The sequence below is a fragment of the Bacteroides sp. 1_1_30 genome (genome assembly GCF_020982715.1).
GTDB classification, from domain to species: domain Bacteria; phylum Bacteroidota; class Bacteroidia; order Bacteroidales; family Bacteroidaceae; genus Bacteroides; species Bacteroides xylanisolvens.
On the sequence record NZ_JAJKHN010000003.1, the window covers coordinates 89,888 to 108,634 of the forward strand.

General features: G+C 43.0%; 13 protein-coding genes and 1 pseudogene. 11 read left to right on the forward strand and 3 right to left on the reverse strand.

From position 1 onward, the window contains the following. The first annotated feature begins 132 nt into the window (after nucleotides 1-132). The gene (locus LPH68_RS01400) at nucleotides 133-1,494 is read left to right on the forward strand and encodes an MATE family efflux transporter (protein WP_049702677.1); all 1,362 of its coding nucleotides are present in this window, start codon (nucleotides 133-135) and stop codon (nucleotides 1,492-1,494) included. Between the two features lie 39 nt (nucleotides 1,495-1,533). Here LPH68_RS01400 and LPH68_RS01405 read toward each other — a convergent pair whose 3' ends face one another. Both LPH68_RS01405 and LPH68_RS01410 read right to left on the reverse strand, forming a co-directional pair. Beyond that, nucleotides 1,534-3,852, reverse strand: a complete 2,319-nt coding sequence (locus tag LPH68_RS01405) for an ABC transporter permease (RefSeq protein WP_008022630.1) — start codon at nucleotides 3,850-3,852, stop codon at nucleotides 1,534-1,536. A 14-nt stretch (nucleotides 3,853-3,866) separates the two neighbouring features. Further along, nucleotides 3,867-4,541: an ABC transporter ATP-binding protein gene (locus tag LPH68_RS01410; RefSeq protein WP_004316968.1), complete on the reverse strand. Its 675-nt coding sequence runs from the start codon at nucleotides 4,539-4,541 to the stop codon at nucleotides 3,867-3,869. Between the two features lie 301 nt (nucleotides 4,542-4,842). Here LPH68_RS01410 and LPH68_RS01415 point away from each other — a divergent pair, with 301 nt between their 5' ends. From LPH68_RS01415 to hcp, 6 genes and pseudogenes are all read left to right on the forward strand, one after another. Next, nucleotides 4,843-5,646, forward strand: coding sequence for a metallophosphoesterase (locus tag LPH68_RS01415; RefSeq protein ID WP_008022631.1), 804 nt, complete (start codon nucleotides 4,843-4,845; stop codon nucleotides 5,644-5,646). Further along, the gene (locus LPH68_RS01420; RefSeq protein ID WP_008017978.1) at nucleotides 5,627-6,430 is read left to right on the forward strand and encodes a hypothetical protein; all 804 of its coding nucleotides are present in this window, start codon (nucleotides 5,627-5,629) and stop codon (nucleotides 6,428-6,430) included. The genes LPH68_RS01415 and LPH68_RS01420 overlap by 20 nt, the downstream gene beginning before the upstream one ends. Before the next feature lie 75 nt (nucleotides 6,431-6,505). Beyond that, a complete protein-coding gene (locus tag LPH68_RS01425; protein WP_151923354.1) occupies nucleotides 6,506-7,846 on the forward strand; it encodes a sigma-54 dependent transcriptional regulator in 1,341 nt (446 codons plus the stop codon). Then, entirely contained in the window at nucleotides 7,843-9,156 is a 1,314-nt protein-coding gene (locus LPH68_RS01430; RefSeq protein ID WP_151923353.1) for a PAS domain-containing sensor histidine kinase, read from the forward strand. Before LPH68_RS01425 ends, LPH68_RS01430 begins: the two co-directional genes overlap by 4 nt. 10 nt (nucleotides 9,157-9,166) lie before the next feature. Continuing rightward, nucleotides 9,167-9,836, forward strand: a pseudogene (locus tag LPH68_RS01435) (Crp/Fnr family transcriptional regulator). 149 nt (nucleotides 9,837-9,985) lie between these two features. After that, nucleotides 9,986-11,617 carry a hydroxylamine reductase gene (hcp, locus tag LPH68_RS01440; RefSeq protein ID WP_162613001.1) on the forward strand — a complete coding sequence of 544 codons (1,632 nt, stop codon included), beginning with the start codon at nucleotides 9,986-9,988 and terminating at the stop codon, nucleotides 11,615-11,617. A 191-nt stretch (nucleotides 11,618-11,808) separates the two neighbouring features. Here the strand turns inward: hcp and LPH68_RS01445 are convergent, their stop codons facing one another. Further along, nucleotides 11,809-12,993 carry a uracil-xanthine permease family protein gene (locus tag LPH68_RS01445; RefSeq protein ID WP_117809602.1) on the reverse strand — a complete coding sequence of 395 codons (1,185 nt, stop codon included), beginning with the start codon at nucleotides 12,991-12,993 and terminating at the stop codon, nucleotides 11,809-11,811. A gap of 166 nt (nucleotides 12,994-13,159) precedes the next feature. On the opposite strand from LPH68_RS01445, the gene LPH68_RS01450 reads away from it, so the two are divergent. The 4 genes from LPH68_RS01450 to LPH68_RS01465 all read left to right on the forward strand — a co-directional run bounded on the left by LPH68_RS01450 (nucleotide 13,160) and on the right by LPH68_RS01465 (nucleotide 18,738). Then, on the forward strand, nucleotides 13,160-14,626 hold the full coding sequence (locus LPH68_RS01450; protein WP_049702674.1) for a potassium/proton antiporter: 1,467 nt from the start codon (nucleotides 13,160-13,162) through the stop codon (nucleotides 14,624-14,626). A 279-nt stretch (nucleotides 14,627-14,905) separates the two neighbouring features. Beyond that, nucleotides 14,906-16,570: a long-chain fatty acid--CoA ligase gene (locus tag LPH68_RS01455; protein WP_004316977.1), complete on the forward strand. Its 1,665-nt coding sequence runs from the start codon at nucleotides 14,906-14,908 to the stop codon at nucleotides 16,568-16,570. A 141-nt stretch (nucleotides 16,571-16,711) separates the two neighbouring features. After that, entirely contained in the window at nucleotides 16,712-17,386 is a 675-nt protein-coding gene (locus LPH68_RS01460) for a response regulator transcription factor (RefSeq protein ID WP_151923352.1), read from the forward strand. 20 nt (nucleotides 17,387-17,406) lie between these two features. Then, entirely contained in the window at nucleotides 17,407-18,738 is a 1,332-nt protein-coding gene (locus LPH68_RS01465; protein ID WP_151923351.1) for a HAMP domain-containing sensor histidine kinase, read from the forward strand. Nucleotides 18,739-18,747 lie beyond the last annotated feature (9 nt).

Below are 18,747 nucleotides of genomic sequence, written 5' to 3' on the forward strand. Positions count from 1 at the left end.
CTAAAACGTTAAACCTTGTGTATCTATCGCCGCAAAGTTCCGAATAATCATCGAATCAGGCAAATAATTCGTACCTTTGCAAAGCTAAAAAAAACGTAACATACGTTTTTATCCAACAAAATCTACTGGCGCATGAGCAAGAACGACCCGCACATTTTAGGCAAAGAACGTATCGGCAAATTGCTGTTACAATATTCCATTCCTGCGATTATCGGAATGACGATTACTTCTATCTATAACATCATTGATAGTATCTTCATCGGACATGGCGTAGGACCGATGGCTATTGCCGGACTGGCTATCAGCTTCCCGCTGATGAATCTTGTTGTCGCTTTCTGTACACTGGTTTCGGCTGGTGGGTCTACCCTCGCCTCTATCCGTTTGGGACAGAAGGATATGAAAGGAGCTACGGAAATTTTGTCACATACGCTGATGCTTTGTATCACAAATTCTCTTTTCTTCGGTATTCTGTCTTTTATCTTCCTGGATGATATACTGACTTTTTTCGGAGCCAGCGCCGACACCCTTCCATATGCACGCAGCTTTATGCAGGTGATTTTGCTGGGAACTCCCATCACTTACACAATGATCGGGCTGAACAACGTGATGCGCGCTACCGGATACCCCAAAAAGGCTATGCTTACTTCAATGGTAACGGTGGTGGCTAACATCATCCTCGCTCCTATCTTTATCTTCCACTTCGAATGGGGAATGAGGGGTGCGGCTACGGCAACGGTTATCTCGCAGTTGATTGGTATGGTGTGGGTGGTGAGCCACTTCACCAAGAAAGACAGTACGGTGCATTTTGAAGGGAATATCTGGAAAATGAAACCAAGGATTGTAGAAAGTATCTTCGCCATCGGTATGTCTCCATTCCTGATGAATGTGTGTGCGTGTGCCATCGTGATTATCATCAATAACAGTCTGCAAAACTATGGGGGCGATATGGCTATCGGCGCGTATGGCATCATCAATCGGTTGCTGACGCTTTATGTAATGATTGTTTTGGGGCTGACTATGGGAATGCAGCCAATCGTGGGCTACAACTTCGGCGCACAAAAGATAGACCGGGTGAAACAAACGCTGCGACTGGGGATTATCTCCGGGGTAGTGATTACGAGCAGCGGGTTCGTGATTTGTGAGTTTTTCCCTCATGCCGTATCGGCTCTCTTCACCGATAGCGATGAGTTGATTGATTTGGCGGTAGGCGGTATCCGGCTGACTGTGTTGATGTTCCCGTTTGTAGGGGCACAAATTGTAATCGGTAACTTTTTCCAAAGTATCGGCAAGGCAAAAGTCAGTATTTTCCTTTCGCTGACGCGTCAGTTGCTTTATCTTTTGCCTTGCTTATTACTGTTCCCTAACTGGTGGGGATTGGAAGGTATCTGGATCAGTATGCCGGTATCGGATGCGCTGGCGTTTATTACGGCCGTTATCAGTCTGATGATTTATATCAAGAAGGTTTCCAAACAGCATCCGGTAGTAGCAGAATAAGGCGGTGTCTACCCTATTCTGCCATTTATTCTATTCGGCTTATTCTGCTTTAATGCTATTGACCGGATTCTCGTTCGCGATATGCCATGCTTTCAGAACAACACAGATTACAATCAGTAATTGGACGAACAAGGCCGTAGCAGCAAAAAGCAATGGATTCAAATCAATCTGCTCGGCAAATTGGTCGAGCCATGCCTGTCCTGCAAAATAAGAAACGGTAGTGCCTACTAGGATAGAAATCACTGAAACGTATAAAATGTCACGTGTCAGTAATCCGAGGATATGAGATGCTTCGGCTCCATTCACTTTCCGGATAGCTATCTCTTTGCTCCGGCGCTGGGTTTCATCGTTCACATAGCCAATCAATCCCATGATAACGATCAGCAGGATAAAGGCGGAAGTGATCCAGACGGAATTGCGGAAGCGGTATACGTCTTTATAGATGTCCTTCACCATATAATCCACCAGAATAAAACGCAAGGATATATTCGGATAGGTGTTTTCTACAAACTCATTCAGACGTTTCAGATTCTCGTTATATGGTTCTTTCAAGCGGACATCAAATGCGTGGTTGGCATTTTCATCTCCAATCAGGACAATAGGAGATTGCGACACGTAAAAACTTTTATTGCGAATATCACGGAATACACCTACAATTGTTCCTTGAATGTCATTCAAAGTTTTACCTACTGCTCCGTCAGTCCATTTCATCAGACGCACCAGTTCTTCGTTTACCAATAAGTCGTTCTGCTTTTTCAGCGTAGTGCCTTCTATAATCTTAATACCCATAACTTCAGGATAGTTGTAATGACAGGAGTTAAAATTAAGGGTAGCAATCCGCTTACCGTCATTTCCCATCAGTCCGCGTGTCCAGTACTCGCCCAACACCCCATTCACGGCAACGGTCACTCCTTCTACCATCGGTTGGCGGTTCAAATCGTCTTTGATATGCTCCACCGATTCTTTAGGCAACCATGTCTGCGCTTGAGCTAATCCGGGCACGACGATACCCATATCACGGCTCATCAGATGACTGTACTGCAACAGAGTGACCAGCAACAAGCCCAAAACGAAAGAAACTCCTGTAAACTGCACAAACAACAACGAACGCTTCCACCCTTTCTTCCCATCTGTATACCGGCGGAATACCTGCGTGACAGGGATACGGGAGAATAATCGTCCCGGTATGCCACCTGCCAGTATGAAGAGAACAAGGATAGTGAGCAACGGTACCCACAACGTTTCCCAAGTGAAAAGTGAGGAAAGACGGACGGAAAGTAAATCTTCAATCAAATCACGCGCATTGATTATCAGTAAGAAACTAAGCAATACGGAAAGAATGACAAGGATTCCTGTCTCTGCCATAAACATTCTGAAAATATGGGTGGAACTGGCTCCATTGCACTTATGTACTCCCACTCCTTTTGCACGACGGCTTAAAGTAGCAATGGATATCAGCATATAGTTCATGATAGCCACAAAGAAGATAGCAAAACCCAAAAATCCGTAAATGACCAAACGCTTTTGTACATCGGGAGAAGCCAGATGACGTTTCACCAATGGAAGGACGCTAAATTCAATTTTCCAGCCATCATACTCTAAATCTGTATATTTCCCGATCACCCGCTGAATGTCAGCATTCACTTTGTCAATGTCCGAAGCATGGCGCAAACGAAGGAAAGCGTAAAAGACATCATTTCCTCTCCAGCCGGCTCCTGCATGATACCCTCCATTCTGATGAACAGATATCACGAAATCATGGGTGAGCATCGTATTTTCCGGTACATCTTTGTAGATCCCACGTATGGTCAGTGTGTTTTGTTTTTCAACAGAAAGCACTTTACCAACAGGGCTTTCATCTCCAAACGTCTCACGGGCAAAATGCTCCGAAACAAAAACGCTTCCGGGCATAATCATATCCTTGGGATTGCCTTCCAACACCGGTATGCCGAAAGTCTGAAAAAAACAAGTATCCGCAAAGATGTAATCTGCATCGGGCAACAGTTTATCTTCATAATAAATATTGGCACTTCCCATCGAAAGGACACTACTGGCTACTTCTATTTCTTTCGGCATCTCTTCTGCCAAAGTAGGTGCCACCACATCGAAAACAGTATAGTCGTAACTGGTCTCTCCATCATCACCTGCGGTTTCGCCTGTACTAAGATTAGTCATCTGACAACGTACAAGTGCCAGGCGTTCCGCCTCCGGATAGCATTTCTCATAGCTTAGTTCGAAAGCTATCTGCGAGAAAAGCAGAACACCGATAGTAAGCCCTAAGGAAAGGGAAATGATTCGTATGATATTCGATCCGCGTTCACGCAATAAGGTACGTATAGTATAATAGATTTGTCTCATGGTTGGTTCTCTGTTTATGCCTTTACACTTGCTACAATACTTCCATCGAATAAATGTACGGTACGATGTGCAAAACTGGCATCGTGCTGTGAGTGGGTCACCATGATAATGGTTGTCCCCTCTCTATTCAGTTCCGTCAACAGATTCATCACTTCCGCTCCGTTCTTTGAGTCAAGGTTACCTGTAGGCTCATCGGCAAGGATGAGTTGAGGATTGGTAACAACCGCGCGGGCTATCGCCACCCGTTGTTGTTGTCCGCCGGAAAGCTGTTGAGGAAAATGTTTAGCACGGTGGTTGATATTCATTCTTTTTAGAATGTCTTCCACCATTCGGCGGCGTTCGGAAGATTTAAGACCTAAATAAGTGAGCGGAAGTTCCACATTCTCATAGACGTTCAATTCGTCTATCAGATTAAAGCTCTGGAATACAAAGCCCAGTTTACCTTTACGGACACGGGTACGCTCCTTTTCTTTCAGACCGGCTACTTCTTCTCCCATCAACAGATAAGAGCCTTCAGTGGGGTTATCTAATAGGCCGAGGATGTTTAATAAGGTGGATTTCCCACAACCAGACGGTCCCATGATAGCAACAAATTCTCCTTCTTTTACTTCAAGGTTTACATGATTTAATGCGACCGTCTCCACTTCGGTAGTACGGAATACTTTACTAATATTTTCAATCTGTATCATCTTGTTTATTTATGATGTTGTTCTACATAGATTTATTTCCAGTTTTACTATTGACGTTTTTAGTCATGCAGAAAGTATGCCAAACAAGAATGGCTATTCATTTTCAATCATTTATCTTTTCCTAGTTTCCCAAGCATTGTCTAATAATTAGACAGGACCGTCTAATTATTAGACAAATCGATACTGTTCCATATCTCCCATTTATTGTTCAAAGAGTCCTATTTGCCTGTTAGCCGATTGTCCATCCAAATAGAAAACTTTATCTTTGTATTTAGTTTTCTAGACTATAAACAAAATAATTATGATGAGAAAGAGTGTATATGTATTCTTATCGTGCTTTTTACTTTCCGGATGCGGCATGATAGATTACCATCCATACGACGTCCGTATCAGCGGCGAAACAGAGGTCAACGCACATAATATCGAAAGAATAGAGGCAAACTGCCAAGGTAAAACGACCATACGCTTTGTGACTATGGGCGACTCACAACGATGGTACGATGAAACGGAAGATTTCGTGAAAGAGATTAATAAACGGAATGATATCGACTTCGTTATTCACGGAGGGGATATGAGTGACTTCGGACTAACCAAAGAGTTTCTCTGGCAAAGGGATATCATGAACGGACTTAACGTGCCTTATGTAGTCCTTATCGGCAACCATGATTGTTTGGGGACGGGAGCAGAAACATACAAGGCGGTATTCGGTCCCACCAACTTTTCTTTCATCGCAGGTAATGTGAAATTTGTCTGCCTGAACACCAATGCATTGGAGTATGACTACTCTGAACCGGTGCCAAACTTCACCTTTATGGAACAAGAGTTAACGAACAGACAGGATGAATTCAAAAAAACGGTCATTAGTATGCACGCACGCCCCTACACAGATGTATTCAATGATAATGTGGCAAAAGTATTCCAACATTATGTCAAACAATACCCGGGAATACAGTTTTGTACAGCTGCCCACACACATCACTTTCAGGATGACGTGATTTTTGATGATGGAATACATTATGTTACCAGTGATTGCATGGATCTCCGTACTTATCTGGTATTTACAATAACCCCGGAAAAATATGAATATGAACTGGTTAAATACTAACTATATCTTGCGCGCAGGAGTATTATCCGTACTTCTGTTACTTCCCGGTCTGATTTCAGCTACTTGTAAAGCAGATACAATCATCAACTCGTACAAGGATGATTCACTCCGTTTCATTATCAAAGATGATTCAATTATCACTTTTCGCACAGGAGATTCTATATTTACGATCATCAGAGCGGACTCTGTATTGCCGGTTACACCGAAGCAGGTGAAACACAGTCGTTACGATAACCGGATTCACCGTTTCCGCAGTCACTGGGAACGGATTATCCCGACGCACTCCAAAATACAGTATGCCGGAAACATGGGATTGCTTTCTTTCGGTACGGGATGGGATTACGGGAAACATAATCAGTGGGAAACGGATATATTGCTCGGATTTATACCGAAATATTCGTCAAAGAAGGCCAAAGTAACCATGACGCTCAAGCAGAACTATATGCCCTGGAGCATTAATATCGGAAAGGGCTTCTCTACGGAACCTCTTACCTGCGGGCTTTATGTGAATACCGTGTTTGGCGACCAGTTTTGGGTGAATGAGCCGGAACGTTATCCGAAAGGTTACTATGGTTTCTCCAGCAAAGTACGTTTTCATGTTTTCATGGGACAACGGTTGACATACGATATTGATCCGCAACGTAGATTTTTAGCCAAGTCGGTGACTTTTTTCTATGAAATAAGTACGTGCGACCTGTATGTTATCAGTGCAGTAAACAATAGCTATCTCCGTCCCCGTGATTATCTTAGTTTATCATTCGGATTGAAGTTCCAGTGGTTATAAAAGAATTTATGATTTATGAATTATGATTTATAACTCACTTTTTCGTAAGTTTGCGCTTTACAAACTTAAACGAAAATGAGTAAATCAGGAACAATCATCATTGTAGACGATAATAAAGGAGTATTGACTGCCGTACAAATCCTTCTGAAAAATTATTTTTCCAAGATTGTCACACTCTCCTCTCCTGTCACCCTGTCCAGTGTCATAAGGGAAGAAACACCGGAAGTAATTCTGCTGGATATGAATTTCACATCAGGCATCAACACCGGCAATGAGGGTTTATTCTGGTTGCATGAAATAAAGAAAGTACGTCCAGAACTTCCGGTCGTACTTTTTACGGCTTATGCCGACATCGAACTGGCTATCCGGGGGATTAAAGAAGGAGCAACCGACTTTATCGTCAAGCCTTGGGATAACCAAAAACTAGTGGAAACCCTGCAAACCGCAGCAGCTTCTACGCACAACGACAAGAAAACGGGCAGCAAAGAAGAAACCACCCACTCACCTATGTACTGGGGAGAAAGCAAAGTGATGCAACAACTCCGCACATTAATTGAAAAGGTAGCCATCACCGACGCCAATATCCTGATAACAGGCGAAAACGGAACGGGGAAAGAAATGCTGGCACGGGAGATTCATCTCCTTTCCAACCGCAAATACAAAGAAATGATTGCAGTGGATATGGGGACTATCACAGAGTCTTTATTTGAAAGTGAGCTTTTCGGACACGTTAAAGGTTCTTTCACCGACGCACACACCGACCGGACCGGCAAATTTGAGGCTGCCGATAATAGTACGCTGTTTCTCGATGAAATAGGCAACCTGCCTTACCACCTGCAAGCAAAGCTACTGACCGTCCTCCAACGACGAAGCATTGTGAGAGTGGGAAGCAACACGCCGATTCCCATTCATATCCGACTGATATGCGCAACCAACCGGAATCTGCAAGAGATGGTAGTGAAAGGTGAATTCCGGGAAGATTTGCTCTATCGCATCAATACCATTCATGTAGAGATTCCTCCTTTGCGGGAACGGAAAGAAGATATTATTCCATTGGCCGAAAGGTTCATGGTACGCTTTTGCAAACAATATGACAAGACATTGATGAAGTTCACTCCCGACGCTAAAGATAAATTGAAAGCACACCTTTGGTATGGTAATATCCGTGAACTGGAACACGTGATTGAAAAGGCCGTTATCATCAATGACAGTCCGCTCGTTCCTGCCGAATTATTCCAATTATCCATTCCACGGACGGAGAGTCAGGAGAAAAGTATTTCTACGCTGGAAGAGATGGAAATGCAGATGATACGGAAAGCGCTCGACACTTGTGCAGGAAACTTATCGGCAGTAGCCGCCCAACTGGGAATAACCAGGCAGACTCTTTATAACAAGATGAAAAAGTTCGGATTATGACAGTGCAGCTTCAACAAGTAGGTGTTCAATATTGGTTCAGAGTCTTGCTGACGGCACTTTTCTGTATATCGTCCGTGTGGTTCGGTATACATCAATCATACGGTTGGTTAGGGGGCAGTCTTTGTCTATTGGTTCTTAGCATACTTTGGCAAATCCGCCTTTATCGCCTCCACACCAAACAGGTGCTTTTTATGATTGATGCGCTCGAGAATAATGATAATACATTTCATTTTACCGAAGAAAACGGTACTCCCGAGAGCAAAGAAATAAACCGGGCGCTCAACCGCGTGGGACATATCTTATATAGCGTGAAAGCTGAAACAGCCCAGCAAGAGAAATACTACGAACTGATTCTCGACTTTGTCAGTACAGGATTAGTAGTGCTCAATGACAATGGAGCCGTTTATCAGAAGAACAAAGAAGCACTCCGTATTTTAGGGCTGAATGTGTTTACACATATCCGCCAGTTAAGTCAAGTGGATGCGCAGCTTATGGAGAAAATAGAGAACTGTCGCCCGGGGGACAAACTACAAGTCATATTTCACAATGAACGGGGAACGATTAACTTATCCATCCGTGTGTCGGAAATCAATGTACGCAAAGAGCATCTGCGCATCCTTGCCCTGAATGATATCAATACCGAACTGGATGAAAAAGAAATAGATTCATGGATCCGGCTGACACGGGTACTGACACATGAGATCATGAACTCTGTGACTCCCATCACTTCCCTTTGCGATACGCTTCTTTCAATATCAGCGGATAAAGACGAAGAGATGAATCACGGATTACAAACAATCAGTACGACGGGAAAAGGGTTGCTTGCCTTTGTAGAATCATACCGGCAATTCACACGCATACCGACACCGGAACCCTCCTTGTTCTATGTGAAAGCATTCATAGAAAGAATGGTTGAACTTGCCTGTCATCAGCATCCATGTGAGCATATCCGTTTCCACACAGAGATTACTCCTACGGACTTAATCGTATATGCAGATGAGAATCTTATTTCACAGGTAGTTATCAATCTTTTAAAGAACGCAATTCAAGCAATCGGCAATCAGCCGGATGGGAGAATTGAGTTGAAGGCGTCCTGCAATGACATGGAAGAAATATGGATTGAGATAAAAAACAATGGTCCCGAAATCCCAGCGGAAATAGCAGAACATATCTTCATTCCTTTCTTTACGACCAAAGAAGGCGGTAGCGGAATCGGACTTAGTATCTCCCGCCAAATCATGCGCCTTTCAGGAGGAAGCCTTACGTTACTACGAGAGAAAGAGACAACGTTTATTTTAAAATTCAAATAACGATTGATATATGATACCTACACTAGTCAATAATCCGCTATTCCGTGGAATCACTCCGGAAAGACTTCTTGCCGATCTGGAAGAGATCAGTTTTCATACACGTTCTTATAAGAAAGGAGAAATCCTGGCGCGACAGGGAGATGTGTGCAACCGTCTTGTCATCCTGACCAAAGGAAGTGTGCGTGGGGAAATGATTGACTATTCGGGACGTCTTATCAAGGTGGAAGATATAACTGCTCCCAAAGCGATTGCCCCCCCTGTTCCTGTTTGGTGAGCAGAACCGCTATCCGGTGGAGGTAACTGCCAATGAACCGACAGAGGTGATCGAGCTTCCTAAACCAAGTGTTTTGAGTTTGTTCCGCAAGAACGAGCAGTTTTTGGAAAACTATATGAATCTCTCCGCCAATTATGCACGGACTTTATCAGATAAACTTTTCTTCATGTCATTCAAGACCATTCGTCAGAAACTTGCCTCCTACCTGCTCCGCCTGTACAAACAGCAACAACAGACACATATCACCCTCGACCGTTCGCAACAGGAGTTGAGTGATTACTTCGGAGTGTCCCGCCCTTCCCTCGCCCGCGAACTGGCACACATGCAGGAAGACGGACTATTGATAGCGGATCGTAAACATATCACTATCTTACAGAAAGAAGAACTGGTCCGGCTCATCCAATAATGCTCCGATTTAAAAATCATTTATCTAATTGTGAGTATTTGAGATAAAATATTCATTGTTGTAACATTGGTTACAGAATCACCTGAAACCTTTCCTCTACTTTTGCGTTCAATAAATAAACTGTTGGACTAATTAAAAACGTAAAAGTTATGAGTATGTTCTGTTATCAATGTCAAGAAACCGCAATGGGTACGGGTTGTACCTTAAAAGGTGTATGCGGTAAAACTTCCGAAGTGGCTAACCTGCAAGACCTGCTGCTTTTTGTAGTACGTGGAATTGCTGTCTACAACGAACATCTGCGTAAAGAGGGACAGTCTTCCGAACAAGCAGACAAATTTATCTATGATGCTTTGTTCATCACCATCACTAACGCCAATTTTGATAAAGTAGCGATCACCGAAAAAATCAAAGAAGGACTGAAACTGAAAAAGGAACTTGCCGGTAAGGTAAAGATCGAGAATGCTCCTGACGAATGTCTTTGGGATGGAAATGAAGAGGAGTTTGAAGAAAAATCAAAAACGGTCGGTGTGCTTCGCACGCCCAACGAGGATATACGCTCACTAAAAGAACTCGTACACTATGGTCTGAAAGGAATGGCTGCCTATGTAGAGCATGCGCATAACCTGGGCTATCAGTCACCGGAGATATTTGCTTTCATGCAGCACGCATTGTCCGAATTGACCCGCAATGATATTACTGTGGAAGAATTGGTTCAATTAACGCTAGAAACAGGAAAACATGGAGTATCAGCAATGGCACAGCTAGACAAGGCAAATACGAGCAGTTACGGTAATCCGGAAATCTCACAAGTGAATCTTGGTGTCCGTAATCATCCGGGTATATTGATAAGCGGACATGATTTAAAAGACCTCGAAGAGTTGCTGGAGCAAACGGAAGGTACAGGGATAGATGTATATACGCACAGTGAAATGCTGCCTGCGCACTATTATCCTCAACTAAAGAAGTATAAGCATCTGGCAGGAAACTACGGAAATGCCTGGTGGAAACAAAAAGAGGAATTTGAAAGTTTCAACGGTCCGATCCTGTTTACAAGTAACTGTATTGTTCCGCCACGTGCGAATGCCAGCTACAAAGACCGCATTTACATCACAGGAGCCTGCGGTCTGGAAGGCGCGCATTATATCCCCGAACGCAAAGATGGAAAACCGAAAGATTTTTCTGCCCTGATTGCTCATGCTAAACAATGCCAGCCACCCGTAGCCATCGAAAACGGAACACTCATCGGTGGATTCGCTCATGCACAGGTGACGGCTTTAGCGGATAAAGTGGTGGATGCCGTGAAAAGTGGAGCCATCCGTAAGTTCTTTGTAATGGCAGGATGCGACGGACGTATGAAGAGCCGTGAATATTATACGGAATTTGCTCAAAAGCTACCCGGTGATACAGTGATTCTTACGGCAGGTTGCGCCAAGTACAGATACAATAAATTAGCTTTAGGTGATATCAACGGTATTCCGAGAGTATTGGATGCGGGACAATGTAACGACAGTTACTCACTGGCTGTAATCGCTCTAAAACTGAAAGAAATCTTCGGGTTGGACGATGTGAATCAGTTACCTATCGTATACAACATTGCATGGTACGAACAAAAGGCGGTCATTGTTTTATTGGCATTGCTGGCTTTAGGAGTGAAACATATTCATTTAGGACCTACTCTTCCCGCTTTCCTTTCACCGAATGTAAAGAACGTATTGATCGAGCAATTTGGGATCGGAGGTATCAGTACAGTGGATGAAGATATTGTGAAGTTTCTATCATAAATGATAAGGGAACAGAAGGGTATTTTACAGGCAAATTTCCTTCTAAAAGATAGTGACGGTATATGATAAGGATAGTGACGCTATACGGTAATGATACCGTCACTATTTCCATCATATACCGTCACTATCTTTTTTATATATAATCGGGAATCCAGCGTTTATTCTTTCTTCTCGAATACCGGCTTCCTTTTTTAATCTTCTTTGGGCAATATCAAATTGAGAACTACTCCTACCAAAGCTGCCAATCCGATACCGGACAAAGAAAAATCACCCCAGCTAAAAGCAGCGCCACCAATCCCGACAGTCAGTGTCAAAGACACGATAACGATATTTCTTGTACGGCTCAAATCAATACAGTTATTCACAAGATTACCAATACCCGCACAGGCAATCGTCCCGAAAAGCAACAGCATAATGCCACCCAGTACCGCACTAGGTATGGATCTTAGTAATGCGCTGATTTTACCAATAACGGAGAATAAGATAGCAGAGATGGCAGCTATTCGGATCACTTGCGGATTGGTAATCTTTGTCAATGACATGGCTCCTGTCACTTCCGAATAGGTAGTCACAGGAGGCCCACCCAGCAATCCGGCACAGAAACAAGCCAGACCATCCCCCAATAAGGTGCGGTGCAATCCCGGGTCTTTCACGAAATCTTTTCCCGTAACCGTATTCACCACATAGACATCACCAATATGCTCTATCACCGGAGCAATAGCTACCGGAATCATAAATAACACCGGCTCCCATGAGAATTTAGGAAAGACAAACTGCGGCAATCCAATCCAAGCGGCATCTCTGACACCGGACAAATCCAAACCATAGAAGAGCCATGCAGCCAGATACCCCACTACAATTCCACAGAAAATAGGTATCAGCTTCAAAAGTCCTTTAGCTTTCATCGAAACAACAACCGCAGTCACCAATGAAAGGAGAGCCAGCACCCAGTTCTCTTTTGCCATATTCACTCCTGTTCCCGCCAATGATAAACCTATCAGAATAATGACAGGTCCTATGACAACAGGAGGAAACAACCGTTCAATCACCCGCACTCCCTGCCATTTGACAAGCGCACTCATCACAAAGTAAACTAATGCAACTCCAACCATGCCGGATAAAGCGCCGGGCAGCCCATAAAGTTCTGTCGCTTTAATGATAGGCGCAATAAATGCGAAACTACTCCCCAAAAAGATAGGAACCTTTCCACGCGTAACGGCATGAAAGATAAGCGTACCAATACCTGCTGTAAACAGAGCTGTCGAAGGATCGAGCCCTACCAATAACGGCACGAGTACCGTAGCTCCGAAAGCCACAAACAAGAATTGTACCCCCACCACCCCTTTCCTCAAAGGTGTAAGATTATTTGAATCCATAAGTATAATGTAGATTAATCTCTGCAAAATTAGTCTTTTTAGACAATTTAACTCCCTTTTTTCACAAAAATACATCTAAAAAGGGGTTTTATTTGTTGTTAATAATGTGTAACTTCGCACGGTGAGAATTAAAACGACAATTTTATAACTTTATAATATATTGCCTATGATATTTACAGCAGAAAACACCCTACTTATCGGTTCTATCTTACTTTTCGTCAGCATTGTTGTTGGAAAAACCGGATATCGCTTTGGAGTACCTACCTTATTATTGTTCCTCGTAGTAGGAATGTTGTTTGGAAGTGACGGCCTCGGCCTGCAATTCCACGACGCGAAAGACGCGCAGTTTATCGGTATGGTCGCTCTTAGCATTATCCTTTTCTCGGGAGGTATGGATACGAAATTCAGAGAAATCAAACCTATTTTAGGTCCCGGTATCGTGCTTTCCACTGTCGGAGTACTGCTCACAGCTCTTTTCACCGGGCTCTTTATCTGGTGGATATCAGGTATGAGCTGGTCTAATATTTATTTACCTATCACCACTTCCCTGCTTTTGGCCTCTACCATGTCGTCTACGGACTCGGCTTCGGTGTTCGCCATTCTCCGTTCACAGAAGATGAATTTAAAGCACAACCTCCGTCCCATGCTGGAACTGGAGAGCGGAAGTAATGACCCGATGGCCTATATGCTTACCATTGTCCTGATACAGTTTATTCAATCGTCTGGTATGGGAGTCGGAGCTATCGTAGGCTCTTTTGCCATCCAGTTTATCGTCGGTGCGGCTGCCGGATATGTACTCGGAAAGCTCGCAATCCGAATGTTGAATAAGCTCAATATTGACAATCAGGCCTTATATCCTATCTTATTACTTGCATTTGTATTTTTCACTTTCTCCATCACCGACTTACTGAAAGGTAACGGATACCTTGCCGTATATATCGCTGGTATCATGGTGGGAAACAATAAAATCATGCACCGTAAGGATATCTACACCTTTATGGACGGACTGACCTGGTTGTTTCAAATCATCATGTTCCTTTGCCTGGGATTGCTTGTCAATCCGCACGAGATGTTGGAAGTAGCTGCTGTGGCATTGTTGATTGGTGTCTTTATGATTATTATCGGCCGACCGTTAAGCGTATTCCTTTGTTTGCTTCCATTCCGGAAAATTACGATGAAATCACGTATTTTCGTCTCTTGGGTAGGATTGCGCGGTGCAGTTCCTATTATCTTTGCCACCTATCCGGTAGTGGCGGGCGTAGAGGGTTCGAACCTCATCTTCAACATTGTTTTCTTTATTACCATCGTGTCATTGGTGGTACAGGGAACAACGATTTCTTTCGTAGCCCGGATCTTGAATCTTTCCAAACCACTGGAAAAAACAGGAAATGATTTCGGAGTGGAACTCCCGGAAGAAATAGACTCTGATCTTAGTGATATGACTATTACTAAAAGTATGCTGGAAGAAGCAGATACATTGAAAGATATGAATCTCCCGAAAGGCACGCTGGTAATGATTGTGAAGCGCGGAGATGAGTTCCTGATTCCCAACGGAACACTGAAACTGCATGAAGGAGATAAACTGCTGCTCATCTCCGAAAAATCCAAAGAAGAAGAGACTGATTCTGACTAACATCCGAAAAGATTGATTCTATCACTATAACTGATTCGTCTCCACGCATGAAGCCTCTTGTCCCTACAAGACACTCGTTTCTTATTCATGCGTGGAGACGAAATGTTTTAAATAGGCCAACAGACTAGTTTTAAGGAAGAAACACGAAAACGCCTTAGCAAGCCGTAAAAATTGTTCATTCCCCTCCGTTAATTAACCGTAAAACTTGAATTTAAAATTCGGTTTACATCAGCGAAGTATTAATTTTGCGCAGTTTTAAACTAAATGTGCAAAAATCGAATGGAACAAGAACATCAGTTCATTGATTATATTGAGCAAAGCATCATCAAAAACTGGGACAAGGATGCCTTAACTGACTATAAAGGAATTACCCTTCAATATAAGGATGTAGCGCGTAAAATCGCTAAATTTCACATTGTCTTGGAAAGTGCCGGCATCCAGCCGGGAGATAAAATTGCCGTTTGCGGACGTAACAGTGCTCATTGGGCGGTTACTTTCCTGGCAACGATTACTTATGGAGCCGTTATTGTTCCTATTTTGCATGAATTCAAGGCAGATAATATTCATAATATCGTCAACCATTCCGAAGCCAAATTACTTTTTGTCGGTGACCAAGCCTGGGAAAATTTGAATGAGGACGCCATGCCTTTATTAGAGGGTATTGCTTTACTAACAGATTTCTCACCATTAGTATCACGCAACGAGAAACTCACTTATGCTTTTGAACACCGGAATGCAATATATGGTCGACAATATCCCAAGAACTTCCGCCCGGAACATATTTGCTACCGAAAGGATCATCCTGAAGAACTGGCTATTATCAATTATACTTCCGGCACCACAGGTTACTCTAAAGGAGTGATGCTCCCCTATCGCAGTCTTTGGTCGAATGTGGCTTACTGCTTCGAGATGCTTCCTGTTAAACCGGGCGATCATATCGTTTCCATGCTGCCTATGGGGCATGTGTTCGGTATGGTATATGATTTCCTTTACGGATTTTCTGCAGGTGCGCACATCTATTTCCTGACGCGCATGCCGTCTCCGAAAATTATTTCTCAATCTTTCTCTGAAATCAAGCCAAGAGTGATCTCTTGTGTGCCATTGATTGTGGAAAAGATTATTAAAAAAGATATTCTTCCTAAAGTAGACAGCACAATCGGTAAGTTATTGCTTAAAGTGCCTATCGTGAATGATAAAATCAAATCGCTGGCACGGCAGGCCGCCATGGAAATCTTCGGTGGAAACTTTGACGAGATTATTATCGGAGGCGCTCCTTTCAATGCTGAAGTTGAGGCCTTCCTTAAAAAGATAGGATTCCCCTATACAATCGCTTACGGTATGACTGAATGTGGTCCTATCATTTGCTCCAGTCGTTGGGAAACGCTGAAACTTGCTTCTTGCGGAAAGGCAACCAGCCGAATGGAAGTTCGTATTGACTCGCCGGACCCGGAAACGCATGCCGGAGAAATCGTATGTAGAGGAATGAACATGATGCTGGGATATTACAAAAATCCGGAAGCTACCGCGCAAATTATTGATGCTAACGGCTGGCTGCATACCGGTGACCTCGGCACGTTGGATGAAGAAGGTTACGTAACAGTTCGCGGACGTAGCAAAAACCTGCTTCTCACCTCTAGCGGACAGAACATCTATCCGGAAGAAATTGAAAGCAAGCTGAATAATATGCCGTATGTTGCGGAATCACTGATTGTCTTACAGCATGAAAAGCTGGTAGCAATGATTTATCCGGATTTCGATGACGCTTTCGCTCATGGATTGCAGCAGACGGATATTCAGAAAGTGATGGAACAAAACCGTATCGAGTTGAATCAACAGCTTCCTAACTATTCTCAAATAAGCAAGATAAAGATCCATTTCGAGGAATTTGAAAAGACTGCGAAAAAGTCAATCAAACGCTTTATGTATCAGGAAGCAAAGGGATAATTATCCCGGATAGCGCGATAAGTATCCTTGCTATTTCAGAAAAACAGTACAACTCAAAAAGGAGAAACACTTAAATGTAGGGCGAATTTCTTTCTTCAGATGCCAGGAAAAAAGTATCTTTGCGCATAAACAATCTGAATGATGGCAAAGATATTATTAGTTGAAGATGAAATAAACATCGCCTCTTTCATTGAACGGGGGTTAAAAGAGTTCGGACATACGGTAACCGTCTGTCATGACGGAAACGCTGGTTGGAAAATCCTTCAGGACGAACCTTTCGACCTTTTGATACTGGACATTATCATGCCGAAAATAAACGGTTTGGAACTTTGCCAGCTTTATCGGCAGACGTTTGGGTACCAGTCTCCTGTGATCATGCTGACAGCCTTGGGTACAACGGAAGATATCGTCAAAGGACTGGATGCGGGAGCAGATGATTATCTCGTCAAGCCTTTCAGTTTCCAAGAACTGGAGGCACGCATCAAAGCCTTGTTAAGACGCAATAAAGAAGTAACCTCCAATCTGCTGACTTGTGATAATCTGATATTGGATTGCAATACCCGAAGAGCTAAAAGAGGCAATATAGATATTGATCTTACTGTCAAGGAATATCGTCTGCTCGAATATTTCATGACTCATCAAGGGGTTGCGCTCTCACGTATCACCCTACTCAAAGATGTGTGGGACAAGAATTTTGATACCAATACCAATATCGTAGATGTTTATGTAAACTATCTCCGGGTAAAGATAGACCGTGACTTTGATAAAAAGCTGATTCACACAGTCGTAGGATTAGGATATATCATGAATACTTAAACTCACCAACTATCCCGGCTATGAAAATAGGTTCCAAAATAGCTCTTTTCTATACGTTAATCAGCGTGTTGACGACTGTCATTATCATTGCTGTATTTTATATTTTCAGTACACAGTATATCAATAAGCTCTATGCTTCCTACCTGCGTGAGAAAGCCTACCTGACTGCACAGAAGCACTGGGAAAAGGATGAAGTAGACGAACAGAGTTACCAGATTATCCAACGCAAATATGATGAACTTCTGCCCGAAGCTCATGAGATTCTTCTCAACATGGATAGTCTTTCTGAAGTGCGTGATACGTTGAATAAGTATCTCACGCAACACCAGCAAACACTTCTACTGGCAGGGAAAGACAGTATTCCTTTTTCTTTTAAATATAAGGATCAGTTGGGAGCCGCCCTTTATTATCCGGATAATGAAGGGAATTTCATCGTACTTGTCATGTCCCGGAATGCCTACGGAACAGAAATCAAGGAACATCTGTTGTTACTTTCCATTTTCCTTGTTTTAGCCAGTTCCATCCTGATCTTTTTCATCGGGAAAATATATTCCGGTCGTATTTTGGTTCCGCTGCAACACATATTAAAGGAGTTGAAAAGAATACGGGCCAACAGTCTGAATCGTAGGTTAAAGACTACCGGAAATAATGACGAGCTGGAGGACATGATAAAAACACTAAATAATATGCTCGATCGCCTGGATAGTGCTTTCAAGGCAGAGAAATCCTTTGTAAGCCATGCTTCGCACGAGTTGAACAATCCGATTACTGCTATTCAGGGAGAATGTGAAATCAGTCTGCTCAAAGAAAGAAGTACCGGAGAATACATTGAATCCCTGCAACGAATTTCTTCGGAAAGCAAACGGTTGTCCAGTCTGATCCGCCACCTTCTTTTTCTTTCGCGACAGGAAGAAGAACTCCTGAAAAATAATGTGGAAGAGATCATTCTATCTGATATATTGAAAGGGTTGACCGGTTCTAATGAAAGAATCCGTCTCCACTTGGAAGCAACAGAACAACAAGCTGTTGTTAAGGCTAATCCTTATCTGTTAAAGATAGCATTGAAAAATATAATTGATAACGCATGTAAATACTCCGATAAGGAAGTAAATGTGGCTCTCTATCGGGAACAGCAACAAGTCATTCTTGAGGTGGAAGATCAGGGAATCGGTATTCCGCAAGAAGAAATAGAGCATATTTTCCAGTCTTTCTATCGAGGTAGTAACACCCGGGATTATGCCGGACAAGGTATCGGACTTAGTCTGACTTTGAAAATCATTTCTGCTTATCATGGAAAGCTAGATATATCTTCAGAAATAGAAAAAGGAACAAAAGTACGGGTGATTTTTTAATTCACCCTT

Coding starts and splice junctions, on each gene's coding strand:
- LPH68_RS01400 (WP_049702677.1), top strand. CDS start 133: ATGAGCAAGAACGACCCGCACATTTTAGGCAAAGAACGTATCGGCAAA.
- LPH68_RS01405 (WP_008022630.1), bottom strand. CDS start 3,852: ATGAGACAAATCTATTATACTATACGTACCTTATTGCGTGAACGCGGA.
- LPH68_RS01410 (WP_004316968.1), bottom strand. CDS start 4,541: ATGATACAGATTGAAAATATTAGTAAAGTATTCCGTACTACCGAAGTG.
- LPH68_RS01415 (WP_008022631.1), top strand. CDS start 4,843: ATGATGAGAAAGAGTGTATATGTATTCTTATCGTGCTTTTTACTTTCC.
- LPH68_RS01420 (WP_008017978.1), top strand. CDS start 5,627: ATGAACTGGTTAAATACTAACTATATCTTGCGCGCAGGAGTATTATCC.
- LPH68_RS01425 (WP_151923354.1), top strand. CDS start 6,506: ATGAGTAAATCAGGAACAATCATCATTGTAGACGATAATAAAGGAGTA.
- LPH68_RS01430 (WP_151923353.1), top strand. CDS start 7,843: ATGACAGTGCAGCTTCAACAAGTAGGTGTTCAATATTGGTTCAGAGTC.
- hcp (WP_162613001.1), top strand. CDS start 9,986: ATGAGTATGTTCTGTTATCAATGTCAAGAAACCGCAATGGGTACGGGT.
- LPH68_RS01445 (WP_117809602.1), bottom strand. CDS start 12,993: ATGGATTCAAATAATCTTACACCTTTGAGGAAAGGGGTGGTGGGGGTA.
- LPH68_RS01450 (WP_049702674.1), top strand. CDS start 13,160: ATGATATTTACAGCAGAAAACACCCTACTTATCGGTTCTATCTTACTT.
- LPH68_RS01455 (WP_004316977.1), top strand. CDS start 14,906: ATGGAACAAGAACATCAGTTCATTGATTATATTGAGCAAAGCATCATC.
- LPH68_RS01460 (WP_151923352.1), top strand. CDS start 16,712: ATGGCAAAGATATTATTAGTTGAAGATGAAATAAACATCGCCTCTTTC.
- LPH68_RS01465 (WP_151923351.1), top strand. CDS start 17,407: ATGAAAATAGGTTCCAAAATAGCTCTTTTCTATACGTTAATCAGCGTG.